This is a genomic window from Povalibacter uvarum (genome assembly GCF_014202975.1).
Classification (GTDB): Bacteria; Pseudomonadota; Gammaproteobacteria; order Steroidobacterales; family Steroidobacteraceae; genus Steroidobacter; species Steroidobacter uvarum.
In genome coordinates, this window is the sequence record NZ_JACHHZ010000004.1 from 44,651 (window position 1) to 68,846 (window position 24,196).

The 24,196-nt window shown below is 63.6% G+C and carries 22 protein-coding genes; 7 read left to right on the top strand and 15 right to left on the bottom strand.

Annotated features, from left to right (window positions below):
• The first annotated feature begins 16 nt into the window (after nt 1–16).
• From HNQ60_RS16695 to HNQ60_RS16705, 3 genes are read left to right on the top strand one after another with little or no spacing between them, the layout of a single operon-like run.
• Nucleotides 17–1,087 carry a sigma 54-interacting transcriptional regulator gene (locus HNQ60_RS16695; RefSeq protein WP_184333906.1) on the top strand — a complete coding sequence of 357 codons (1,071 nt, stop codon included), beginning with the start codon at nt 17–19 and terminating at the stop codon, nt 1,085–1,087.
• Nucleotides 1,088–1,110: 23 nt separating this feature from the next.
• On the top strand, nt 1,111–1,776 hold the full coding sequence (locus HNQ60_RS16700) for a response regulator (RefSeq protein ID WP_184333907.1): 666 nt from the start codon (nt 1,111–1,113) through the stop codon (nt 1,774–1,776).
• Between the two features lie 20 nt (nt 1,777–1,796).
• Nucleotides 1,797–2,261 (top strand): LytR/AlgR family response regulator transcription factor, encoded by a 465-nt coding sequence (locus tag HNQ60_RS16705; protein ID WP_184333908.1) that lies wholly within the window; start codon nt 1,797–1,799, stop codon nt 2,259–2,261.
• A 105-nt stretch (nt 2,262–2,366) separates the two neighbouring features.
• Here HNQ60_RS16705 and HNQ60_RS16710 read toward each other — a convergent pair whose 3' ends face one another.
• Entirely contained in the window at nt 2,367–2,573 is a 207-nt protein-coding gene (locus tag HNQ60_RS16710) for a CsbD family protein (protein ID WP_184333909.1), read from the bottom strand.
• Between the two features lie 392 nt (nt 2,574–2,965).
• Between HNQ60_RS16710 and ku the strand changes: the two genes are divergently transcribed.
• Entirely contained in the window at nt 2,966–3,844 is an 879-nt protein-coding gene (ku, locus tag HNQ60_RS16715) for a non-homologous end joining protein Ku (protein ID WP_184333910.1), read from the top strand.
• A gap of 17 nt (nt 3,845–3,861) precedes the next feature.
• Here the strand turns inward: ku and HNQ60_RS16720 are convergent, their stop codons facing one another.
• The gene (locus tag HNQ60_RS16720; RefSeq protein ID WP_184333911.1) at nt 3,862–4,086 is read right to left on the bottom strand and encodes an EF-hand domain-containing protein; all 225 of its coding nucleotides are present in this window, start codon (nt 4,084–4,086) and stop codon (nt 3,862–3,864) included.
• Nucleotides 4,087–4,111: 25 nt separating this feature from the next.
• On the bottom strand, nt 4,112–5,737 hold the full coding sequence (locus HNQ60_RS16725; protein WP_184333912.1) for a M28 family metallopeptidase: 1,626 nt from the start codon (nt 5,735–5,737) through the stop codon (nt 4,112–4,114).
• 176 nt (nt 5,738–5,913) lie between these two features.
• On the opposite strand from HNQ60_RS16725, the gene HNQ60_RS16730 reads away from it, so the two are divergent.
• Nucleotides 5,914–6,465, top strand: a complete 552-nt coding sequence (locus HNQ60_RS16730) for a C40 family peptidase (protein ID WP_184333913.1) — start codon at nt 5,914–5,916, stop codon at nt 6,463–6,465.
• 125 nt (nt 6,466–6,590) lie between these two features.
• Here HNQ60_RS16730 and acs read toward each other — a convergent pair whose 3' ends face one another.
• The 5 genes from acs to hrpB all read right to left on the bottom strand — a co-directional run bounded on the left by acs (nt 6,591) and on the right by hrpB (nt 12,966).
• Complete coding sequence (acs, locus tag HNQ60_RS16735; RefSeq protein ID WP_184333914.1) at nt 6,591–8,603, bottom strand: acetate--CoA ligase; 2,013 nt, start codon at nt 8,601–8,603, stop codon at nt 6,591–6,593.
• 185 nt (nt 8,604–8,788) lie between these two features.
• The gene (locus HNQ60_RS16740) at nt 8,789–9,214 is read right to left on the bottom strand and encodes an HIT family protein (protein WP_184333915.1); all 426 of its coding nucleotides are present in this window, start codon (nt 9,212–9,214) and stop codon (nt 8,789–8,791) included.
• A 7-nt stretch (nt 9,215–9,221) separates the two neighbouring features.
• A complete protein-coding gene (locus tag HNQ60_RS16745) occupies nt 9,222–9,503 on the bottom strand; it encodes a DUF4404 family protein (RefSeq protein WP_184333916.1) in 282 nt (93 codons plus the stop codon).
• A 65-nt stretch (nt 9,504–9,568) separates the two neighbouring features.
• Nucleotides 9,569–10,354 (bottom strand): DUF4412 domain-containing protein, encoded by a 786-nt coding sequence (locus HNQ60_RS16750; protein ID WP_184333917.1) that lies wholly within the window; start codon nt 10,352–10,354, stop codon nt 9,569–9,571.
• Between the two features lie 80 nt (nt 10,355–10,434).
• Nucleotides 10,435–12,966, bottom strand: coding sequence for an ATP-dependent helicase HrpB (gene hrpB, locus HNQ60_RS16755; protein ID WP_322096877.1), 2,532 nt, complete (start codon nt 12,964–12,966; stop codon nt 10,435–10,437).
• A 161-nt stretch (nt 12,967–13,127) separates the two neighbouring features.
• Here hrpB and HNQ60_RS16760 point away from each other — a divergent pair, with 161 nt between their 5' ends.
• Nucleotides 13,128–14,378: a serine hydrolase domain-containing protein gene (locus HNQ60_RS16760; RefSeq protein WP_184333918.1), complete on the top strand. Its 1,251-nt coding sequence runs from the start codon at nt 13,128–13,130 to the stop codon at nt 14,376–14,378.
• A gap of 137 nt (nt 14,379–14,515) precedes the next feature.
• On the opposite strand, the gene HNQ60_RS16765 is transcribed toward HNQ60_RS16760, so the two are convergent.
• The 4 genes from HNQ60_RS16765 to HNQ60_RS16780 form a co-directional block, all read right to left on the bottom strand.
• Nucleotides 14,516–16,210 (bottom strand): phosphate ABC transporter substrate-binding/OmpA family protein, encoded by a 1,695-nt coding sequence (locus HNQ60_RS16765; protein ID WP_184333919.1) that lies wholly within the window; start codon nt 16,208–16,210, stop codon nt 14,516–14,518.
• A 14-nt stretch (nt 16,211–16,224) separates the two neighbouring features.
• Complete coding sequence (locus HNQ60_RS16770) at nt 16,225–17,076, bottom strand: hypothetical protein (RefSeq protein ID WP_184333920.1); 852 nt, start codon at nt 17,074–17,076, stop codon at nt 16,225–16,227.
• A 3-nt stretch (nt 17,077–17,079) separates the two neighbouring features.
• Nucleotides 17,080–18,738 carry an AAA family ATPase gene (locus HNQ60_RS16775; protein ID WP_184333921.1) on the bottom strand — a complete coding sequence of 553 codons (1,659 nt, stop codon included), beginning with the start codon at nt 18,736–18,738 and terminating at the stop codon, nt 17,080–17,082.
• A gap of 128 nt (nt 18,739–18,866) precedes the next feature.
• Nucleotides 18,867–19,607, bottom strand: coding sequence for a PspA/IM30 family protein (locus HNQ60_RS16780; protein WP_184333922.1), 741 nt, complete (start codon nt 19,605–19,607; stop codon nt 18,867–18,869).
• A 210-nt stretch (nt 19,608–19,817) separates the two neighbouring features.
• Here HNQ60_RS16780 and HNQ60_RS16785 point away from each other — a divergent pair, with 210 nt between their 5' ends.
• Nucleotides 19,818–20,699, top strand: coding sequence for an acyl-CoA thioesterase (locus tag HNQ60_RS16785; RefSeq protein WP_184333923.1), 882 nt, complete (start codon nt 19,818–19,820; stop codon nt 20,697–20,699).
• Between the two features lie 13 nt (nt 20,700–20,712).
• On the opposite strand, the gene HNQ60_RS16790 is transcribed toward HNQ60_RS16785, so the two are convergent.
• From HNQ60_RS16790 to HNQ60_RS16800, 3 genes are all read right to left on the bottom strand, one after another.
• Entirely contained in the window at nt 20,713–21,558 is an 846-nt protein-coding gene (locus HNQ60_RS16790) for a pseudouridine synthase (RefSeq protein WP_221304250.1), read from the bottom strand.
• 74 nt (nt 21,559–21,632) lie between these two features.
• Nucleotides 21,633–23,435 carry an ATP-binding response regulator gene (locus tag HNQ60_RS16795; protein WP_184333924.1) on the bottom strand — a complete coding sequence of 601 codons (1,803 nt, stop codon included), beginning with the start codon at nt 23,433–23,435 and terminating at the stop codon, nt 21,633–21,635.
• Nucleotides 23,436–23,468: 33 nt separating this feature from the next.
• Complete coding sequence (locus HNQ60_RS16800) at nt 23,469–24,104, bottom strand: response regulator transcription factor (protein WP_184333925.1); 636 nt, start codon at nt 24,102–24,104, stop codon at nt 23,469–23,471.
• Nucleotides 24,105–24,196 lie beyond the last annotated feature (92 nt).

Sequence of the window (24,196 nt, forward strand, 5' to 3'; positions counted from 1 at the left end):
CTGACCGGAGATGCTGATGGCTCGTTCGTTGGATCAGCAGGCGGCTGAGGATTCCCTTTCCCTGTCGGATGCCGACGCTTTCGCTGTCGCGAAGGTGTGCAGCGTAGGGGGGCTGCTCGGCGAATCGGGAGCGATGCTGCGGCTCTTCGAGCAACTCGCGCGGGCCGCGAGCCTGCGGGTGGATGTGCTGATGATCGGGGAGGGCGGCAGCGGCAAAGAGCTCGCCGCACGCTGTCTCCACGAATTGAGCGAACGGTCGATGCAGCCGTTCCTCGTTCTGAACTGCGGCGCGCAGGCGCCGGGCCTCATCGAGTCGGAACTGTTCGGCAACGAGGCCGGCGCGGATCCGGGTGTTACGCATTTCGCGGCGCAGCGAGGATGCTTCGAGCGCACAGGCGCAGGCACCTTGCTGCTCGAGGAAGTGAGCGACTTGTCGCCCGAGATGCAGCTCAAGCTGCTGCGCGTTCTCGAATCGCGACGCGTGATGCCAGTCGGCGGGACTCGTGAGGTCGATATCCAGTGCCGGGTCATCGCCACCGTCCAGTCGGATCCGCGCCAGGCGAAGACTTCGCTGCTGCGGCCTGAATTGCTCGACCGGCTCTCGATCTGTCCGGTCGCAGTGCCGCCGCTGCGTGATCGCGGCAACGATTCCGAACTCCTGGCCCGCTATTTTCTTGCAGTGCTCAACAGCGAGGAGGGTACCTCCAAGCGCCTCTCCGACGAATCCATCGCCTGCCTGAGCCGGTACTCCTGGCCAGGAAATGTTCGCGAACTGCGGAACGCGGTGCACCGGGCATTCATTCTTGCGGACGGCGACCTCGATCTGGGCTCGGCGATCGACAGGCCGCTGCAGCTGTCTTCGAACGGAGACGGTCGGACGCTGCGGATTCCTGTCGGAACGCCCCTGGCCGATGCCGAGCGCTGGATGATCCTGGCAACTCTCCGCAAATGTGAGGGAAACAAGACGCGGGCTGCGGCGTTACTGGGGGTGAGTCTGAAGACGCTCTACAACCGGCTGCATGCGTACCGCGCACAGGGGTTCAATGTGAGCGATACCGACCGTGAACTCATCGAGGTGGCCAACTGATGTTCAACGCGCGAGAAAACGAAATGCCGGACACCCGCCCCAACGTCCATGAGCAGATCAAGGTTCTGATCGTCGACGACCACGCCATCCTGCGCGCCGGCGTGCGCGAGATGCTGGCCGACGAGGAAGATCTGCAGGTCGTCGGCGAGGCGGGCTCGGCGGAAGAAGCCCTGCAATTCCTGGACGAAGGGAACAAGGTCGACGTGGTCGTCCTCGACATCACCTTGCCGGGACAGAGCGGTATCGATCTGCTCAAGCATTTGCGGACCGAGCGGCCCGAGCTTGCGATCCTGGTGCTGAGCATGCACCCGGAACGCAGCTTCGCCGTGCGGCTGATGCGCGCCGGAGCGAACGGGTACGTCCCGAAAATGATCGTGCCGGAAGAGCTCGTGAAGGCGGTGCGTGCCGTCGGCACGGGGCGCCGCTACATCACGCCGATCGTCGCGGAGCTGCTCGCTTCCGACTGTGCGGCCGACGAAGAAGGCCCGATGCACAATCGGCTTTCGGAGCGCGAGCTGCAGGTCTTTACGCGCATCGCCCGCGGCATCTCGCCGGCTGTCATGGCGAACGAGCTCGGCCTGAGCGTAAAGACGGTCAGCACGTACCGGGCTCGTATCCTCGAGAAGATGGGGATGCGCAGCAACGCAGAGATCGCCGCCTACGCGGTGCGTAACTCCCTGGTCGACTGACAGGCCGATGAGCACGTCACTTGTCGCGACCTGCGCGTAATCCTCCGGCAGGCGAGGAGGGCGACGGACGCGACCCGGCGGCGTCCGAGCTGACGATTTATATCGTCGAGGATTCGCGCCCGGTCCGCGAGCGACTGATCGAAACGGTGCGCGAAATTCCCAACACGCGAGTGGTGGGACAGGCCGAAGCGGTGGGAGACGCGCTGGAAGGCGTGCGAAGCTCCCAGCCGCGCGTTCTCATTCTCGATATGCAGTTGCGGGGCGGAAGCGGCATCCGTCTGCTGAAGCAGATGCGAGCGACGGGCGTCGTGCGGCCGGAGCTGGTCATCGTGGTTACGAATTACCCGACCGACGACTACCGCAAAGCGAGTCACGATTGCGGCGCGGATCACTTCTTCGACAAAGCCTCCGAGTTCGACAAAGTGCGGGATGTGCTTATGCAGCACGGCCGCGCGATGCCGTCGCTGGCTCCTAATCCTTTGTAGCTGGCCTTTGCTGCTGCCGCTTCCCAAGCTGGACCTCAACAGCTAGCCGGTGCTGCCGGCCGCCGGCAGCGAGTCGCTGCCGGGCGGCCCGGAAGCGATCAGCGATTACTGCCAGCCATGACGTTTTGAGAAGTCCTTTACCTGCCGCTCGGCCTCGTCACGTTCCCAGCCGTAACGTTCCTGGAGCTTGCCGGCGAGGATTTCGGTGTTGCCCTCGATCTGATCGATCTCATCGTCCGTGAGCTTGCCCCACTGCTGTTTGATCTTGCCCTTGAGCTGCTTGAGGTTTCCCGCAGCAATATCTTTGTTCATGACGCCTCCGGTGTAAGTGAATGAACTACACCGAACCGATCGGCCGGTGCTTCCGACTAACGGCTCGTGCGTCCTGGATGTTCGGGTGAAAAAAATCGTTCACACAGGGATCAAAAACCTTTCCCGCGCGTTCCTGCCGCGAATTCCGCCGTGTTGTTTTCTCGAACCGTACAGTGCACCGCGTGGACCTCCCAGTTCGATGGGGCACCCGCTGAGATCCCATCGCACACCGCGTTAGGTGGCTGTACATTGGGGCCGCGCCTTTGGCGCGGCCCTTTTTTTCGTGCGCTCCATATACCCATAACGCTCCCCGCGAACCTTTCCCGTACACAGTCGTTGTGTCGTGACTGAAGCCTCTCTGGCGGTCATGGAGGCGGTCACAGGCGAGCGTCATGGCACGACCCATCTGGAACGGAACGATTTCCTTCGGTTTGCTCAACGTCCCGGTGCAGCTGTATTCGGGCGAGCGCACCCTGGACCTGCACTTCCGCCTGCTCGACAGTCGTGACAACAATCCGATCCGGTACGAACGCGTCAACACCGAAACCGGCGAAGAGGTGCCCTGGAAGGAAATCGTGAAAGGTTTCGAGTACTCGAAGGGCAGCTATGTCGTCGTCGACGAGAAACAACTCCGGAAGGTCGCGCCGCAGAGCACGGAAACGGTGGAGATCGAAGCCTTCGTGCAGCGCGACGAAATCGATCCGATGTTCTTCGAGAAGCCGTACTACCTCGTCCCCGCGCGCAAGGCGGAAAAGGGTTACGTCCTGCTGCGGGAAGTTCTCGCCAAAACAGGCAAGGTGGGAATCTCGCGCGTCGTGATCCGCACGCGCCAATATCTGGCCGCGCTGACCCCGAGGGGCGACGCTTTGATGCTCGACTTGATGCGGTTCCCGCAGGAAATCGTGAAGGCCGGCGAGTTCAGTTTTCCTTCCGGCAGCTCGCGCGAGCACCGCGTAACCCCGCGCGAGATGGACATGGCTTCACAGCTGATCGATGCCATGACGACGAAGTGGAATCCTGCCGACTACAAGGATGAGTTCCGCGCGCGCCTGCGCAAGGTCATCGATCAGCAGATCGCGGCGAAGCGAGGCAAGAAGAAACTTGCCGCGGCTCCGGAGCCCGAGCCCGTGGAAGCCACGACGAACGTCGTGGACTTCATGGCGCTGCTGAGGAAGAGTCTGGAAGAGGGGAAGCGCAGTGCGCCGTCAGCGAAGCGCAAATCGAAACGCCGCACTCCCCGCGCGAAGAGCTCCAAGCGGAAGGCCTCATAGAGGCCGGAGGAGGGGCGTCACGCCCCGGACCACCAGCCCATGAATTCCTCGAAGCTGATCAGGCCGTCGCCGTCGGCGTCGGTCATGTCGAACGCCAGCAGGCACTCGTCCGACGTGAGCTCGTGATCGAGCTGCTTGAGCAGCGTTTCGAACTCCGAGCTGCGGATCCAGCCATCGCCGTCGGCGTCGCAGGCTTCGAACTCCTGCCGCAGGCCGGTCAATGCATCCTTCGTTACTTCCATGGCGCCTCCCATCTCAACGCTCCTTTCAGTTGCCGAACGTCTGGCCGAAGAAATCCCCGTTCTTCCATCGCGGTCTGGGTGCCGCGTTTGCCGCATCGAGCGCGATTCTCAGGTTGATTCGCGCAAGATCGGCCGCTGTCGCATAGTCGATCGGTGTCGTGATGTCATCGCTGGGCTGGTGATAGCGATGCTCGAGAAAATCCTGCCGCAGCGCCGCGATGTCGGTTCGCTTGTCGCGCGCCTTGTAGCCGCCATTCACTACGATCGACGGCACGCCTTTGCGGATGAAGGAGAACTGGTCGCTGCGGACGAATGACACCTGCTCGGGCTGCGGATCGGCGCTCAGCTTGTATCCCTGGGCGGTTGCCGCGGCGCGGGCCGTGTCCCCCAGCGATGAGTGCTGTTCCCCCAGCGCAACGAAATCCGTCGTCGGCGCGAACAGCATCGGCATGTCGATGTTGATGTTCGCCACCAGCGTGCCCGCGGGCGGGTGATGAGCGAGATAGTCGGATCCGAGCAGGCCCTTCTCTTCGGCGGTCACCGCCGCGAACAGGATGGAGCGGCGCGGCTTCAGGCCCGATGCGTCGAGCGCACGAGCCATCTCGAGCAGGATCGCGGTTCCGAGTGCGTTGTCCTGTGCGCCGTTGTAGATCGAATCGCCATTGACGGCCGATCCGCGACCCATGTGATCGAGATGCGCAGTGATCACCACATACTCATTGCGAAGACGCGGATCCGAGCCGGTGGCCACTGCGAGCACATTCGCGCTTTCGGTGCGCCGCAGTCCCGTGGTGGCGGACAGCGTCAGCAATCCGGGCAGATCGAAGCCCTGGGCTTCACCGGCATCGGCGCTGGCGAGCACAGTCTGGAAATCCTTCGACGCTCCTTCGAAGAGCCGTGCAGCCGCGCTCTGATTGAACCGGAAGCGCAGCTTGAGCTCCTCGTATGCTTCGTGCGGCTTGCTTTCCTCGTCGATCCAGCGCATCTGCGGCGCCCAGCTCATCGCGACGATGCGCTCCCACGGAAACAGCCGGTCGTCCTGGGGCGATGCGACGGTGACGACACCGACCGCGCCGCGCTCGATCAGCTTGGGAAACTTCGTCGCGTTCGCGGAGTAGTAAGCACGCTGGGTATGCGGAAACCGCGCCGGCGCGCCAGTGAAGATGACCGCGATGCGGCCTTTCAGGTCGATATTCGCGAAGTCGTTGTGCTCGAGCTCGGGCGCATCGATCCCGAACCCCGCGAACGTGAGCGGTGCGGTCAGCGTCGAGCTGGCGGAAAGATAGTCGGCGGAAGGCAGGTAATCAGTGCCGTACTCGAACGAGTGCGTGTCGCGATCGACGACGAGCTGGGCGGAAGAGCCGGGCAGCACGGGCGTCGCTTCGAGCAAGGGTACCGACTGGAAATAGGACTCGGCGGATGCGGCCGGTGCGAGATCGGATTGCCGGAACTGCGCGGCGACGTACGCTGCGGCGATGTCATAGCCGCGCGATGCCGCTGCACGCCCTTCGAGCAGATCACTCGCGAGGAACTCGACGTGACTGCGGATGGCTTCACGGCGTACGAGCGTCCAGGGCTCGGCTGCCGAAGCAACGGTCGCGAAGGCGACGCCGGCGACCACACAACCCGTGATGGCGAACTTCAATGGCATGCTGCTCCTCTGCTCCCCATTGTCTTACACAAACCGATCGGCGCACAGAATCTGACAGGAAGTCGTCTCCAGAGCGAGGCAGGGTTCACAGTCTGTTCAGTGGCCGCGGCCGACCCTCGGCACGAATGGATGGCTTCCCGTCCGGGCTTGCGGCATCCTGCGCCGCCGGAGATGCAATGACCCTGTGCGCTTCCGTCCAGCTTTTTCGGAGTGCGGCAACGTTCGTTGCCGCGATCGCGTTGCTGTCGGGCTGCGCCACGGCACCGCCGCCTGCGCGTTTACCGCCGTTGGGTGATGTTGCTCCGCCTCCCGGTTCTCTCGAAACACCGATGCCGACGCCTCAGTCGGGTGCCACGGCCTCGATAGGCAGTGAAATCGTGCTTCGCGCCATTTCGCTTCTCGGTGCGCCGTATCGATTCGGCGCAAGCGGCCCGAAAGCGTTCGATTGCAGCGGCCTCGTGCAATTCGTTCACGAGGAGCTTGGGATCTTCGTCCCCCGAACCGCGGCCGAGCAATACAAGGCCGCGGCGCCGGTCAGGCTCGAAGACATCGAGCCCGGGGATCTGCTGTTCTTCCGGATCAGCGGCAAGCGCATCTCGCACGTCGCGATCTATGCGGGCTCCGGACGCTTCGTTCACGCGCCGCAAACCGGTCGGCCGATCGAGCTGCGTCTGCTCGATGACGACTACTACAAGCCGCGGCTGGCGGGGGCGGGGAGGTTGTTCTGAGAAGGCCCAAGCCGGAGAATAATTTCCACGGGGATCACGGGGTACCACGGGGACAGAGAAGGCAAGAAATTTGTTCTGTCAGAAACCTGTTCTTACCCCGTGGAAACTCTTCTCTCCTGCTCTTCCTAGCCGGTTGTCTTTTTCTTCCTGCTCTTCTTGGCTGGCGCCGGCTTGGCTTCCTGCGCAAGTTCAGCCGCCGGACGATTCATGCGTTCGCGAACCAGGCTCTCGACGACCGCCGGATCAGCCAGCGTGGAAATATCGCCGAGCTGATCGTGCTCGTTCGCCGCGATCTTGCGCAGGATGCGGCGCATGATCTTGCCCGAGCGCGTCTTCGGCAGGCCCGGCGCCCATTGAATGAAATCGGGTGTTGCGATCGGGCCGATCTCTTTGCGGACCCAGTCGCGCAGCTCCGCGCGCAGCGCTTCGGTCGGCTGCTCGCCGGCGATGAGCGTCACGTAAACATAGATGCCCGTGCCCTTGATGTCGTGAGGACAGCCGACGGCCGCGGCTTCCGCGACCTTCGAATGGGAGACGAGTGCGCTTTCGATCTCCGCGGTTCCCAGTCGATGGCCCGCGACGTTGAGCACGTCATCGACGCGGCCCGTGATCCAGTAGTAGCCATCTTCATCGCGCTTCGCGCCGTCGCCCGTGAAGTAGCGGCCGGGGAACGTCTTGAAATACGTTTCGATGAAGCGTGCGTGATCGCCGAACACCGTGCGCATCTGGCCGGGCCAGCTGTCGCTCAGGATCAGGTTGCCTTCCGTCGCGCCTTCGAGCGTCTGGCCTTCGTTGTCGACGATCGCAGGCTTGACGCCGAAGAACGGCAGCGTCGCGGAGCCGGGCTTCTGGTCGATCGCGCCGGGCAGCGGTGAAATCAGGATGCCGCCGGTTTCCGTCTGCCACCACGTATCGACGATCGGGCAGCGGCTGTCGCCGACGACGCGGTGATACCACTCCCACGCTTCGGGATTGATCGGCTCGCCGACCGAACCGAGCAGGCGGATCGATTTCCTCGACCAGTGCTTCACCGGTTCCTCGCCTTCACGCATCAGGGCGCGGATCGCGGTGGGAGCGGTGTAGAAGATCGTGACTTTGTGCTTGTCGACGGACTGCCAGAAGCGGCCTGCGTCAGGATAGTTCGGTACGCCTTCGAACATGACCGTCGTAGCGCCGTTGGCCAGCGGCCCATACACGACGTAGCTGTGGCCGGTGACCCAGCCGACGTCGGCGGTACACCAGAAGACATCGTCTTCGCGCACGTCGAATACGAGCTCATGCGTGAGCGACGCATACACGAGATAGCCGCCGCTGGTGTGGAGAACGCCCTTGGGGCGGCCCGTCGAGCCCGAGGTGTACAGGATGAACAGCGGATCTTCCGCATCGATCGTTTCCGGCGGGCAATCCTTCGACTGCGTCGAGGCGACTTCGTCGAACCACTGGTCACGCGCATACATCGGCACGCGGATTCCAGTGCGCTTCACGACGAGCACGTGCTTCACGCAGTCCGTACCAGGAGCCGTGAGTGCGATGTCGACATTCGACTTCAGTGCAATACGCTTGCCGCCGCGAATACCTTCATCGGCGGTGATGATCACGCTGGACCCGCAGTCCGCGATGCGGCCCGCGAGCGAGTCCGCGGAGAATCCGCCGAAGACCACCGAGTGAATGGCGCCGATACGCGCACAGGCGAGCATTGCCACCGCGGCTTCCGGAATCATCGGCAGATAGATCGTGACGCGATCGCCCTTCTTCACGCCGAGCGACTTGAGCGCATTCGCGCACTGGCAGACGCGTTCATGGAGCTCGCGATACGTGATGCGCTCGGAGAGCTTCGGATCATCGCCTTCCCAGATGATCGCGGTCTTGTCGCCGCGCTTCGTGAGATGACGATCGAGACAGTTCGCGGCGACGTTCAGCTTGCCGTCGTAGAACCAGCGGATGCGGAAATCGCGCTCGTCGAAACTCGTGTCCTTGACCTTGTTGTACGGCTGGATCCAGTCGATGCGCCGGCCCATGCGCGCCCAGAAGCCCTGCGGATCACGCACGGATTCCTGATACAGGCGCTGATAATCCGCGTTGCGCAGGTGAGCGAGGGCGGCGAAGTCTTCCGGGACTTTGTAGATCTTCTGACTCATCGAGGGACGGTCCGCACAGCAGTCGGGACGCGGAGACTAGCGCATCGGCTGGGAATGTTGAAATGGCAAGAACGGAACCGGATTTTCCATGGGGATCACGGGGCGACACGGGGTAGAGAACGACGCAAGAGATTTCCGTCCCCGTGTTTCCCCGTGATCCCCGTGGAAAATCCGGTTTCCGTCTCTCAGCGACTCGCTTCGAGAGCTTTGCGAACCCGCTCTGCGTGCTGCGCCAGCATGACCTTGTCAGCCATGTCGCGCGAGTGACCCTTCAGCTCGCGGCCTTCGTAGCAAGGGACGATGTGGAAGTGGATATGGAACACCGTCTGTCCCGCCGCGGGCTCATTGAATTGAATGATGCGCATGCCATCCGGATTGAAAGCGGCGCGCACGGCTTTCGCGACGTGCTGTGTCGACTTGATCAGGCGTGCGAGCGCGTCGGCATCGATATCGAAGAAATTCCGCGCCTGCGTCCTGGGAATCACCAGCGTGTGGCCTTCCGACTGCGGCATCACATCCATGAACGCGAGCGTGTGCTCGTCTTCGTAGACCTTGAACGCCGGAATTTCGCCGCGAAGGATCTTCGCGAAGATGTTGTTGGGATCGTACATGGGGCAACTATATCCCCGCTTTCCCCAGCGCATCCACCACGCGTCGCAACGCATTGCCCAGCGACGGATGCTCCGCCTCGAAATGAACGGCGAGCTCGTCGAGGCGCTCGGCGAGATTGTGATCTTCCGCGGGGCCTGGGCCCGATTTCTCGAGCAGGCGAGTGATGTCTCCGAGCAGTTCGATCAGCAATGTGCGCGATTGCGGGTCGACGGAGTCCACCTGCCTGAGTTCCGTGTGCATCGCTTCGATCTGTCGGCGCAAATCCGGGTTCAAGGCGTGATCCTCCATCGGGTACTCTCCCGAGTCTGCACGCCCGAACGGTCCGATCAATAGCCGTTTTTCGCAGCGTGCGTTCAGTGCCCCGGCATCATCTCCCGGCGCGTGTAGCCCGCGGGCACCGCAAAGCTGGCCGCGGGAATCGATTCGGTGCGGATCGACTTCAGGGTGGTCTCGTTCACCGCCTTGCCGTCGGCAAAGTGACGGCTGAGAACGGGAATGCCGCCGATCTTGGCGTAGTTCGCCGTCTGCTTGTCGACTGCATCCTTCAGCCAGGGCGCATCGACGTCCTTCATGAAATCCTGCAGCATCGCGCTCATCTTCTGCGCCGCGGCCATCAGCTCGTCGCCGCCCTTGAGCGATGAAGGCGCGACTACGCACAGCTCGTCTTCCACGACGCCGTCGGCGAGCATTTCCACGTAGTTGCACGAATATCCGGCGGCTTTGCCGGTGCGGGATGTCTTGCGCACTTCGCGGGCCACGGACTTCTGGGCGCCAGGCAGGCTCTTGCCCAACATACGCTCCATCTGCGCGCGTTGTTCCGGCGGCATCTGCGCCATGCGTTCCTGCATCTGCTTGAGCATGGGATTCACGGTTTCTGCCATCTTCTTCATCGAAGCGCGGTCCATCGTGACGTAACTTTTTTCCTTGTTGTTGACGGCGTACAGCGCGTCGTCCTTGAAGATCATCATGCCGTCGCGATTGCTGGTCTCCACGCGCAGTTGTCCGTTCTGCGCATACGTGGTCATCGTGGTGTCGGCCCTGCCGCCGGTCAGATCCTTGTCGACGGTCTGCAATACCGTGCCGGCGTGCGAGGAACCCGTGATCAGCACCGCAGCGATCGTCAGTGTACGAATCGACATGCAAAGCTCCCTTCCAGTGGTTCGAGCGATGGCTGATTGTGCAGCAGGCGCGAAGCGACGGACAGTGCGGACGATCACACTCACGTTCCGCGGGGTTTCGCCCTCGACGTCGCCTCGGCGGTCAGCGGATCGTCCGGCCAGTAGTGGCGCGGGTACCGCCCCTTGAGTTCGCGCTTGACTTCCGCGTAGCCACGCGACCAGAAACTCGCCAGGTCCTGCGTGACCTGGACCGGGCGATGAGCCGGCGAGAGAAGTTCCAGCGTCAGCGGAACTCCCGCGACCCGCGGCGTTTCGTGCATGCCGAAGACTTCCTGCAGGCGCACGGCCACAGTCGGCGAGGGCGTGGAGTAGTCAATCGGAATGCGCGATCCGCTCGGCACGGCGAGGTGAGTCGGCGTCAGTTCGTTGAGTCGCTGCTGCTGGTCCCAATCGAGCAGGCCGATGAGCGCGCCGTGCAGGTCGAGTCGCGACCAGTGATCGCGCCGGGTCATGCCGTCCAGCCAGGGCGCGAGCCAGTGCTCGAGCGTTTCCAGCAAAGCCGCATCGCTCGTCGCCGGCCACGGCTTCGTGCTCCGCTTGTCATGCAGGTGCACGAAGTCGATGCGTGATTGCAACGCGCGCGATTCCTTCGTCCAGGGCAGGCTCGCCAGGCCCAGTTCCCGGATACCTGCAACGAGCGCGGATACCATCTTGCCACTGTCCGGCGTGTCGAGCCGTCGCGATTCGAGGCACACCGCGCCCAGCCAGCGCTCGCGCTGTGCGTTCACCGCCTGCTCCCGAGAGTTCCATTCGATGCGTTCGCGCGTATCGATGTGGGAAGCGAAATCCGCCTCGAGCGTTGCACGTTCGATCGGCGCCGCGAGGCGAATCGTTGCTTCACGTTCACCGGCATCCAGATCCGCGATCACGAGGAACTCGGCGCGGCCTATTGAACTGACGTCCGCAAGTTTCGCGCCGCGGCCGCTGGTCAGCAGATAGCGACCGCCTTCGCCACGCGACTGCGCAATGCGATCGGGATACGCCAGCGCGAGCAGTCGACCTGCAGACGCGTCGTCATACTCGGCTTCGCGCGACTGCGGCGCGCTGACCTGTCGAGCGAGCAGATCGATACTGCGTGTGACACGCTGTCGGACACCAGCGTCGATCGTGGCACTGCGGGAGGTGCGACGTTCCCGCAATGCGTCGATCCGCAGTCGCAGGTCGATATCGCGCTGGCCCGAGCTTCGCAGCAGGTCGCGTTCACCGAGCAGGGCCGCGATTTGCAGCGCGGGTTGGCGCAGCCCCATTTCACCGCCACGCACGATCATGTGAGCAAGGCGTGGATGAACGCCGATGCGCGCAAGCGTGCGGCCATGACTATTGATGCGCCCGTCGGCATCGACGGCGTCGAGGTCTTTCAGCAAATCTCTCGCCTGCGCAAAGCTGGCAGCCGGCGGCACATCGAGCCATCGCAGTTGTTGCGGATCGCTGATACCCCAGTTCGCCAGCTCCAGCGCGAGCGGTGCGAGATCAGCCTCGAGGATTTCAGCGGGTGTCTGAGCCGCGAGCATCCCCTGCTCGGGCTCCGGCCAGAGCCGGTAGCAGATGCCGGGTGCGAGTCGTCCTGCACGACCGCGACGCTGGTCGGCGGAAGCACGCGAGATGCGCACGACTTCGAGCCGACTCATTCCGGTGGCGGGGTCGAAGCGAGACCGTCGCGCGAGTCCGGCGTCGACGACGACGCGCACCCCTTCGATCGTGAGGCTGGTTTCGGCGATGTTCGTCGCGAGCACGATTTTCCGGTCTCCCGCAGCGCTGGGGCGAATCGCGGCATCCTGTTCTTCGATCGGCAACTCCCCATACAAAGGAAGGACGCGCGTGCGTGGCGGCAGCGACTCTTCGAGGAAGCGCTGAGTGCGGCGAATCTCGCCTTGGCCGGGCAGGAAGACGAGCACATCGCCTTCGTCCTGTTCGATCGAACGCCGGACAATCGACGCGGTCACCACTGCAATGTCCTCATCGCGTCCGCGGGCAGCTTGCCCGGGCGGCCGTTCGCGATGATGTGTTTCCACGGGAAACATGCGCCCCGCGGATGAGACGATCGGCGCATCACCCAGGAGTTTTGCGACACCTTCGCCATCCAGGGTGGCGGACATCACGAGCATCTTGAGGTCGTCGCGCAGCGTGCCCTGTGCGTCGAGTGCGAGCGCAAGTCCCAGGTCAGCCTGCAGGCTGCGTTCGTGGAACTCGTCGAAGATCAGCAATCCGATCCCTTCCAGCGCGGCGTCGCGTTGCAGCCAGCGTGTGAGAATGCCTTCGGTCACGACTTCGATCCGGGTCTGGCCGCTGACCCTGCTGTCGAGCCTGGTGCGATAACCCACCGTGCGCCCTACCGGTTCGTCGAGCAACTGTGCCATGCGGGTGGCGACCGCCCGCGCAGCGAGACGCCGCGGTTCGAGCATCACGATCCGGTTCGATGCCAGCCAGGGCGCCTCCAGGAGGGCGAGCGGCACGAGCGTCGATTTGCCGGCGCCCGGTGGCGCCTGGAGCACCACGTTGGCGTGCGACGCAAGGGTTTCCCGCAATCGCGGCAGCGCTTCGGTGACGGGCAGGTCGGGGAGGGTGATTGGCACCGAGGAATTATGGTGACGCCGGGCTCGCCGCGAAAGGTGAAGAAACGTGAGCGGGCGAGGGCGATCCGCGATGCTCTTGCACCGCCACGGCCTTTCATCCAATCATCCGCGCGAAGAATTCCATAACGTTTGTCGTCCACTTCATTCGACCGGGGGGATACATGTTCAGACGTTCGTTCTTGGGGACGCTGCTGCTCGTCGTTCTGGCGGGCCAGGCAAGCGCGGCGGAGCTCGCGACGGCACGGCCGGAAAGCGTCGGCATGTCGTCCCAGCGACTCGCCAAGCTCACGGCAGCCATGAAGGATCTCTCCGATACCAAGCAGCTGTCCGGCGTGGTCACGATGGTGGCGAAGGACGGCAAGGTCGTGCACTTCGAGACCACCGGCCAGCGTGACGTGACGACGGGCGCACCGATGCAGAAGGACACGATCTTCCGCATCTATTCGATGACGAAGCCGATCACCGGCGTCGCGATGATGATGCTGTTCGAAGAGGGCAAGTGGCAGCTCAACGATCCGGTGTCGAAGCACATCCCCGAGTTCGCGAATCTCAAGGTCGCGACCGTGAATCCGGAAACCGGCGCCGTTACGCAGGTCGAACCGGAACATCCGATGACGATGCGAGAGCTGATGTCGCACAGCGGCGGTCTGACATACGGCGTCTTCGGTTCAACCGCTGTCGACGGCATGTACACGAAGGCCGGCGTGCTCAATCCCGCGCAGCCGATGCAGGCGATGATCGACAAGCTCGGGAAGATTCCGCTGCTCTCGCAGCCAGGCGCGGACTGGCACTACAGCGTTTCCGTGGACGTGCAGGGCTATCTCGTCGAGAAGCTGTCGGGCCAGAGCTTCCCGGACTTCCTGCGCACGCGCATCTTCGAGCCGTTGAAGATGGTCGACACGGCTTTCTACGTGCCGAAGGAGAAGATGGATCGTTTCGCCGCGTTCTACACGGCCGACAAGGAAGGCAAGCTCGTCCCGATGCCGGGCGTCGCCGACTATTCCGCTGTCCCCGCACTGCCGTCAGGCGGTGGCGGTCTCGTCTCCACGATCAGCGACTACATGCGCTTCTGCCAGATGCTCCTCAATGGCGGTCAACTCGACGGCGCGCGGCTGCTGTCGCCCCTCACAGTGAAACTGATGCGCACCGATGTGCTGCCGAAGGAAGCGAAGGGTGTCGCCCCGGGCATCGGCTTCGGCATGGATTTCGCGGTGATCACCGATCCGCAACTGGCCGGCGGCTACTACGGTGAAGGCACGTACTGGTGGGGCGGCTACGCCGGCACCTGGTTCTGGATCGACCCGGTCTACAACCTCATCGTGATCGGCATGATCCAGCACCGCAGCGAGCCGATGCCGGACGTGAGGGCGATTTCGCGGTCGTTGGCGTATCAGGCGATCACCAAGGAGTAGCGGTGAGCGGCGAGCTGTGAGCCAGAACAGAACTCTGGCTCATTGTTTCCGGCTCACTGCCTGGCGGTCATGAGCAGCGAGCCAGGCACCGTTCTTCTGGCTCGCAGCTCATCGCTCACGGCTTCGTAGCCCGCCGCTCATTCCAGCGTAAACCACTGCACCTCAACTCTCCTGTTGAGGTTGCTGTCCTGGCTCACTGACTCTTCCCAGCCGCGGCCGACGGTTTCGATGCGCGAGGCATCGATCTTCTTGTGACGCTCGAGCAGGGCGTCGCGCACGGCGATCGAGCGCTGGCGTGACAGCTCCATCGCCTTCATTGCCATGCTCTTCACGAGTTGCTCACCGCCCTGTTCGCGGAACTCGTTCACGCGTGCATTGTCGACGTGTCCGCGCAGCAGCACGGTCGAGCCGGGGCTGACCTGCAGGAAGCGACTGATAGTGTCGAGGTACTCCGCGTTCTGCGGTGCGCTCTTGTCGAGTGCCGACGAGTTGGGCTCGAAGAAGAAGCGGATGTCCTTGCTCAGCAGCGGATCGCCTTCGAGCGATGCCGACGTCGACGTCTTGATCGGGGCAATCGCGATCTTCTGATCCGCGTAGAGGCCTTTGCTTGCGAGCCCATCGAGGAAGCTCGTGTCCACGAAGCGCGCGGGATCGGTCGGATTCTTGATCACGCTGCCGTACGCGAGCACCGACGACTGGAAGATGCCGCCGAACGAGCCTGCGGAGTCGATAGCACCGGAGAAGAACGCGCGGTTCTCTGGCAGGTTCGCGAGGTGCACGCGGGAAAGCTCATCGCGCGCGTCGGCTTCCGACCAGCCGAATGCTTTCGCGACGACGCCGATGTTCTGCGCCTGCTGATCGCGCAGGCGGCGATTGCCTTCGAGAATGCCGTGCACGAGTCCGCGCACCATTTCCGGGTGCGCCTTCGCGAAGCCCTTGTTCACGGCGAGCACGTCGGCTACGACCAGCAGGTTGCGATTCGACACGAGGATCTTCGCCTTGCCCTCCGACTGTTCGACGACTTCGTCGGTGCGCGGCGTCCAGCCGACGCAGCCGTTCAGTCGCGGTGAGCTGCGCTTCAGCTCATGCGCATATGCGTCGCAGGCGATGAACGCGTCTTCGTAGAACACCAGTCCCAGCGCTCCGGCTGGCGGCTGCGAATCGAGATCGCGCAGCACGCTGACCGGCACGCCGGCTTCCTGCGCGAGGTAGCGAATGAAGAACTCGCTCTCGTTGAACTGCGAGGCGGCGAGGACTTTGCCGGCGAGATTGTTGATCGAGGCGATGCCGCGATCGACGACGACCATGTCGGCACCGCGCGAGAAGCCGATCTGGACCGGGACGACGGCGTCGAACTGCCGACCGAGGACTGCAAGCGCATCTGCGGTTGTCGCGGTCGCGGCGAGACGGCCGTTGTTCAGCGGCGACCAGGTTTCGTCTTCACTCTTGGTGATCTTCACCTTGAAGCCGTACTCCTTCGCGAAGAAGGACTCGGGGTTCGGCTCCATGCCGCCGTTCGCGACGATGAGGCCGCCATAGCCGGCGTATTCGCTGATGTCGATCTGTAGAGTGTTGTCCTTCGGCTCGAAGGTTGCTGCCGCATCGAGCGACGGGGTGCCGTCAACCGGTTCGATGGGCGCGGGCGCATCGCCATCCGCTTCCGATGCGGCGGAGGACTGGGCGCTCGTCTGGCCTGGCGCGGCTGCGTCACCTGACGGTTTCTTGCCGAGCCACAGATAGACACCCAGGCCGATCAGTCCCACGAAGAGCAGCAACGTGATCAGGTTGCCTGCAGCGGAGCCGCCTGAAACCCGTCTTTGCGCAAGTGTCATGTTCACTCCTGACTTCATTCCGAGACGCGTTGTCTGCGGTTGGCGCCCGCCTTGGGCCGCAACAGTTCCGCCGGGGGCGGTTCATCCGTCAGATCGTCGAGACCCGCGAAGATCTCGCGCTGATCCTTGAGCCAGCGATTCGCCTCGTTGAGCGATGCGGACAAGGCATCGAGGGACGATGCGACGCTGTGTTCGTCGGTGGCGAGCAGCGCCTGCTCGCGCACGAGGGAAACCTGCTGGCGCAGGCGTTCGAGCTCCGCTTCGACGAGTTCGCGCCGGCGCTCCGCATCCAGATGCGCTTCGCGCCGTGAGCGGATCACCGTGAGTTGCTGCTCGAGACTGCGTTTCAGTTCGTCCGTGATCGAGTCGGCCGAAAGACGGTCGATGACACGGCGTTCCTGCTCCTCGAGATTGCGCTTCTCGCGGTCCGCGGACGCGATCACCTGCAGGATCGATGCTCGGGCAGCGAGCAGTTTCAGATGCAGCCACGCCATCTGGCGCACATCCGCGATCTGCGACTCCGTCGCGCCTGTTCGCGCGAGCAACTCGACGATCTCGGCGGCCTGGATCTCGATCGATTCCTGGACCTGACGCGCTTGATTGTCGAGCACGGAAATCAGTCCGCCGTAACGGCTGTTCCAGTTCTGCTTTCCGCCATCGGCGTCGACTGTGGCGCGGAAGCGTTCATTGCGTGAGAGCGCCCACAAGTAGAGGCCCTCGAGTCCCGCGCCGATCAGCCAGAATCCCGGATTCACGAGCGCGCCGAGCAGGGCGAACGCCGCCACGCCGAACCAGTTCGGCGGGATGGGCATTCCGAACGGTTTGGCGCTGAAGGCCGCGGCGAGATAGGAACGTCGTGCGCTCATTCGTCAGGACTGCGCGGCACCCGGTGCCGCGAACTTCCGGAACTGTTCCGGCACGAAGGCGAGATCCGTTGCCTCGCGCGCGGCGATGCGCATCTGGAATTCGAGGACGTCGGCGGGAACCGGATTCTGATAACCGACGAGACACGCTTCCAGCGCAGCGCCCGGCGCGACGTTCTGCGTGCGCGAGTGCCGATAGGCCTTGACTACCAGCGCTTCCGCGGCACCCGGGGTCAGCAACGTGGGCATCTTCGATTCGAGCCGCACGAGTTCCGACGGTTCGATCACAAGACCATAGCGTTTTGCGAGCGCGCCGATCAGTCCGCCGCTTTCAGCCTGCGTGGCTGTCGGCATCAGCGGCACTTTTACGTCCACGCGGCCGGGGCGCTTGAGATCGACTTCGATCAGGTCGGGGCGTGACGACGCGAGAATCCAGAGCACGCGACCGCGATTGGCGGTGTCGGCCATCTCCTGCGCGATCATCGAATACAGGCGTCCCGAAAGACCGCTGTCCCCGCTGCCGGATTCGCGCCGGCCGAGCGTCTGGTCGGCTTCATCGATGAACACCATGCAGCGGCCGAGCGCGCGCACGAGCCGGAAGATCTTCTCGAGATTGCCTTCGCTCGAGCCGACCCATCGGTCACGGAAATTCTTGAGCTTTACCACCGGCACGCCGGCTTCGCCCGCGAGGCATTCGACGAGGAACGTCTTGCCGGTGCCGACCGGACCGCAGAGCAGGTAACCCATCGGCAGTGCCTTCAGATCGCCTGCCTGCCACAACGCGATGTCCTGTCGCAGCCAGTGCTTGAGCGCGTCCTGGCCGTGATAGTCGTCGAGCGTGCGCTTCGATTCGATGAACTCGACGAGCCCGCCGGAATCGCGCTCGACGAGATCCTTCTTGATCCGGGTGAGATCCTGCGGACCGAGAACCTGCTTCGAATGCGCACGCACCTTGATCAGGCTCTCGAGCGCCGACACAGTCACGCCCGCAAGCGCTGCTGCAAGCTGGTTCAGATTCGTGTTCGACGCGAAGGCTGCGGCGTTCTGCGTCTGCAGGATTCCCAATGCGCGTTCCAGCGCCGATGCATCCGGCAGCGGCACGCGAATGCGGGCGGTGTGCGCGTCGAACGCAATCTGCGGCTCGACGTCGTTGAGATTGTCGGCAATCAGAATGCTGGTGAAGGGCAGGTCGGCGAAAGGCGGTTCGCTGGCCCACTCGCGCAGCAGGCTCGTCAGGCTGCCGTGTTCATACCCGTTGCCGTCGGCCGGCGCGATCTGATCGATGCCACGCAGGATGACCGCGACGTTCTCTTTCGACTCGCGGCCCAGCACGCGCAGGTTGCCGAGATAGCGAAGGTACTTGCTGATGTACTGCACCGCTTCGAGCGGCTCGCGCGGCGTGCGCTTCAGATCGGCACCCGCCCATTTCTCGACGAGCTCGCCGCCGCGTTCGATCGTCAGCCCGTTGCCCATGTCGTACGACAGAACGATCTGGAAGCCCGCGAGCAACTCGTTCTCGAGATAGCCTGCGAGATTGACGAGCCGCGCGCCGACCGCGATGCGGTCGTGAACGTTGCCGTAGAGAATGAACTGGCCGTGCGCTCCGCTTTCGTACGCGAGCGCCAGTTCATTCGCCCAGGCAGGTGATCCTTGGGGTGCAGGCATCGGCTCTCACGAGAAGGCAGGAATTTCCACGGGGGACACGGGGATCACTGGGTAGATCAGATCAATCGAATCTGCTTCTCGGTCCCGCCCCGTGCGCCCCGTGTTCCCCGTGGAGATCTTGCTCTTCCTCATCCGCTCTGGCTCTCGCTGCCCATCGTGCGGGGCGCGGCAGGGGCGGCGGCTTCGCCGGGCAGGGAGATACCTTCACGCGCGGCGAAGTCGGCCAGCGCCTGGTCCGCGAGGGCGGCCATTTCGCCCTCCTTGAGGTCGACCTGGGTCATGTCGATCGAGTCGCGGGCGATGCGCGAGCGGCCGGCGGCCTTGGTGCGTTCCTCTTCCACCATTTCGTGCAGGCGATTGAGCGTGTCGCCGGCGCCGCCGATGCTCGAGATCATGCCCGAGGCCATTTCGTGGATTTCGGCCATGGCCTGGTTCATGCGCATGTCGTTGATCGCGCCCTTGAGGCTTTCGATCTTGGCGCGCGCGGTCTGGACCGCGACATCGCGAGCCTTCACGAGGTTCTTGTAGGTCGCTTCAGCCTGTTCGAGCTGCTTGCGGTTCTCTTCGAGCTGCTGCTCGATGGTCTGGAGGCGCAGCGCGTACTGGCCGGCGGCGGATTTGTTACCGGCGCGGAGGTGCGCAGCCGTCTTGGCGCGCAGGTCCTTCTGCTCTGCTTCGAGCTTGCGGACCTGGCCCATGATGCGTTCGCACAGGCCGGCGTGGGTCGCGAGACCCTGGTTGAAGTTGGCGATCTGCTTGCGGAGGTTCTCCTGCTCCAGCTCCAGCAGCGCTTCGGGATTGCGCTTCTCGATCCCGGTAATGAACAGCGAGAAAAATCCTCTGATGAGATTCGCCACTCTGCTGAACATGCATCCTCCGCCAACGTAAGTGCCGGCCAACGGTCCGATTGTGGGCGCAGAGCGTAGCGAAAATCGCCGGTGACTCATAGCAATGCGGCGCGAGGCGCGGCATGTCACCGGTGAGCGGGGGAGGGAGACCGGCCAATTCGCTGCCCAGTTCACGGCACCGGTTCGACCGGCTGCCAGGAGCGGCTAAGTGGCGGCTGGTACACTGCCCCCATGCCCCGCACCAGACCCGCATCCCCCCAGCATCTGCGCGACGTCCTCGATCTCGAGCAGCTCGATACCAACCTGTTCCGCAGCCGCGTCAACCAGGAAAACATGAATGGCTCGCTGTTCGGCGGCCAGATCCTGGGGCAGGGGCTGAGAGCCGCCGCCCTGACGGTGGAGGGCGCGAGGCAGCCGCACTCACTTCACGGATACTTCCTGCTGGCTGGCGCCAGCGATACCCCGGTCATCTACGACGTGGAGCTAACGCGCGACGGCGGCAGCTTTTCGACCCGCCGTGTCGTGGCGCGCCAGCGCGCGAAGACGATCTTTCACATGGAGTTGTCGTTCCATCGCGAGGAATCCGGCTTCGAGCACTACGGTGCGCTCGATATCGACGTGCCGGACCCGGAGCAGCTCACGAGCACCGAGGAACTCGCTCGCAAGTACTCGGCGCTGTTGCCGAAGGACTCACCGCCGCTCGAGAGCTGGCCATCGATCATCGAATTCAGGCCGGTGAATCCCGACGATCTCTTCATGCGCAAGGCGCGCGTGGCGCGGGGTCTCTACTGGATCCGTTCGTCCTCGAAGCTCCCGGACGATCCACTCACTCAGCTCGCCGGCCTCGCATATCTCTCCGACTACTTTCTGCTGACCACGACGCTGCTCAATCACCCCGAGTCGATGGGCACGCGCGTGATGATGGCGAGCCTCGATCATGCGATGTGGTTCCACCGTCCGTGCCGCGCGGACGAATGGCTGCTCGTCGATTCGACCAGTCCGTTCATGGGCGGCGCGCGAGGCTTCGCGAATGGCCATGTGTATGACGTGAATCGCCGGTTGGTGGCGTCAGTCGCGCAAGAGGGTTTGGTGAGGCCGATGAAGGCCGGTTGAGAGTTGGCGGTCGTCACCCTTCGCCCAGCACCGCCGACCTCAATCTCTCGATATCCTTCTTCCCGAGCAGCTTGAACTGCCCGGGTTTCAGTTCACCCGCCTTCAGCGGGCCAATCGCCACTCGCTCCAGTTCGCGTACCTTGAGGCCGACTCGCGCCAGCATCCGACGGATTTCGCGGTTCTGGCCTTCGCGCAGCGTCACGCTGAGCAGCGTGCGATTGCCGCGGCTGCGATCGACGAAACGCTTCAGGATGCGCACCGATTCCATCGATGCCTTCTTCGAAGTCTTCGTTCCATCCGAGCCCGGTGTGACCAGGTACATGCCGCGCTTGAGCGCCTGTAGTTGCTCGTCCGAAGCGAGACCGGAACAGACGACGCGATACTCCTTTGCGACACCGAACTTCGGATGCGTGAGCTGGAACGCGAGATCGCCGTCGTTCGTGAGCAGCAGCAGTCCGGTCGAATCGCCGTCGAGACGTCCCACCGGGTAGAGGCGCTCATCCTTGCGCATCGCGGGCGGGAGCAGGTCGAGGACGTTGCGGCGGCCTTCGGGATCGCGTGTCGTCGTGATCACGCCCTTGGGTTTGTTCACGAGTACATAAGTATGAGCGCGTGAAGTCTTCGCGGTGTCGGCGGCGCCGCTCGTCGCGCTCTGCGGCAGCTCGATCACTTCGCCATCGAGATCGACGACGTCGTGGGCCGGATCGACGAAGCAGGGCAGCGTCGTCACGACTTTGCCATTCACGCGCACGCGACCGCCGGTGATCATGTCTTCGCAATCGCGACGTGCGCCGATGCCGGCTTCGGCCATCGCTTTCTGGAGGCGAACGCCTGACTGAGGGGAGGAAGTCCGGGTCATTGGGATAGCGGCACGCGAGCGGCAAAGAAACTGCCGCACGTTTACACGACCACACGCCCGTCCGTCTACACGGGCTATGCGTTCGCCTTGGCTGGAGCGGCAGCGGCCCTCTGCGCAGCACCCGCGGCCCGCGCAAATTCGTGATTGAGCAGCGCGCGAAGGCGAACCGCTTTGAGCGGCTTGTGCATGATCGTGAGCCCAGCGGCGCTGACTTTGCGCAGTTGTTCGGGTGCCGTGTCGCCTGAGATCAGCACGGCTGGAATCGATTCGCCGAGTTGCGCGCGCAGCGCCTTGATGGCTTCGATTCCCGTGTCTTCGCCGCGCAGGCGCAAGTCCGCGAGGATGAAATCGGGGACGCGATCGCCGAGGGTGGTCAGCGCTTCGGGTGCGTCCATTGCTGTCACGCAGCCGCAGCCCCAGCTCTCGAGCAGGCTCTGCATGCCGAGTCGCACCGACGCTTCATCGTCGATGACCAGGATCAGCTTGCCGCGCAGGAGGTTGGGCACTTTCTGCTCGATCGTGGCTGAGACCGACTGCGGACGCTCGGGATCGGCCACCGGCACTTCGATGGAGAAGCGCGAGCCGCGACCGGGAATGGAGCGCAGCGTGAGCGGATGTTCGAGCAGGTTCGAGATGCGGCGGACGGTTGCGAGACCCAATCCCAGGCCGCGGGTGCGATCGCGCTCGGGATTGTTGAGCTGGTAGAACTCTTCGAAGATGCGTTCGTGTTGTTCCGCCGGAATACCCATGCCGGTGTCCCATACCTCGAACACGAGCTTCTTGCCGCGTTTGCGGCAGCCGACGAGCACGCCACCTTCGGTGGTGTAGCGCAGCGCGTTGGATACGAGGTTCGAGAGCATGCGGAAGAGCAGCGTCGAATCGGTATTCATGACAGCGTCCGATCGACGCAAGCGCAGGGTCAATCCCTTCTCCTGCGCGGGCACGAGGAAGGTGCTGCGCAGGCGATCGAAGACGGCATTGACCGGCACGGCTTGTCGCTTCACTTCGACCTGGCCGGCATCGAGTCGCGAAATATCGAGAAGGTTGTCGAAGAGCTGTTCGAGTGATTCCGTGCACAGCAGGATCTGATCGACGAGCTTGATGCCTGCGCGGCCTTCCGAGCCGTTGCGCAGCGCTGTCGCGAAGAGGCCGAGCGAGTGCAGCGGCTGACGCAGGTCGTGATTCGCGGCGGCGAAGAATCGGGATTTGGAACGACTCGCCTCTTCGGCGCGCACACGGGCTTGCTCCGCCAGTGCGTTCTGCCGCTTCAGCTCATCGACGAGCTCTTCGTTTTCGCAACGCAAGCGGATCTGCGCAGCGACCGCGCGCGCCTGTCGTTCGACGAACAGGAGCACATATCCCAGAACAGCGATCCAGAGCACACCGAGCGCCGCATTGCCGTAGCCGCCTTCGAAGACGTAGCGGACGGCCAGCAGTCCGAATACCGGCACTGCGAATGAATGCAGGGCGGGCGGGAAGTACGCGTGAGTCATGATGCTGATCGTCGTGCGGCTCGCGAGGCACGCCGAGATCAGCGCGAGCGTCAGTGATTGTGAATGCCCGACGAGGACGAAAGCCGCGGAGCCCCATACGAATCCGCCGATGAACGCGACGTTGGCGAGGCGCATGCCCCAGGTTCGCGGTTCCGTCTGCGCGTTGGCTGCGCGGCGGTACGCGAATGCGAGCCACTGACCCGCTGCCTGCACGAGCACGACACCGACACACCACCCGAAGATATTGAGCCCGGGCACTTGCGGCCAGGCGATGATGACCATGAGAGCCGCCATGAGGATGGCGGAAGTGGAAACCGCGGAGGCATTGCCATACAGCATCGCGACGCGTTGCTGTTCAACGCGTCGCAGGAGTGCCGCGTCCATGTTCGACGTTTGGGTTCGACGTTGGCGGCGGGATCAGCGAATGGCAGCGTACGTGCTGTTCGCCGGCAGGAAGCCGCGACGCTGGGCCGCGAGTACCGCCTGCGTCCGATTGCGCACGTTCAGCGCCTCGAAGACGGCGCTGACGTGAGCTTTCACAGTGCGCTCGGCGACGTCGAGCGCCCGGGCGATTTCCTTGTTGCTGCAACCGCGACCGAGCATCGAGATGACCTCAAGCTGGCGCAGCGTGAGCGAACCACCTTCCGTCGGTGCCGCTGGCGCCTGATTCGTTTCCGGTACGAACACTTCACCACCGAGGACGCGCTCGATCGCGCGAACCATTTCGTCGGCTGTGAAGGATTTGGGGATGAAGCCCGACGCGCCGGCTGCAACGGCTCGCGAAGCGATGCCGTCGTGCTCGTCGCCGGAGATCAGGATGCAGGCAGTCGTCGGGAATTTCTCGCCGATGACCTTGAGCGCGTTGAAGCCGTCATCGCCGCGCAGGTGAACGTCGAGGAGCACGAGTCCGACGTCGCCATCCCGCTGCAGGATCTGCATTGCTTCCTGGACCGACGAAACACTCAAGACCCCCGCATCGAGTGCGCTCTGTTCCAGCACGCTGTGGAAGCCGGCGCGAAAGAGCGGATGGTCATCGACGATCAGGATTTTCATGATGGCTGCCCCACGGCTCGGTTGCCTCGTCGTCCTGCCAGATACATTGAGCAGACGCGTCCGTCGTCTGCATGGCCGGTTCTAGCCTAAGC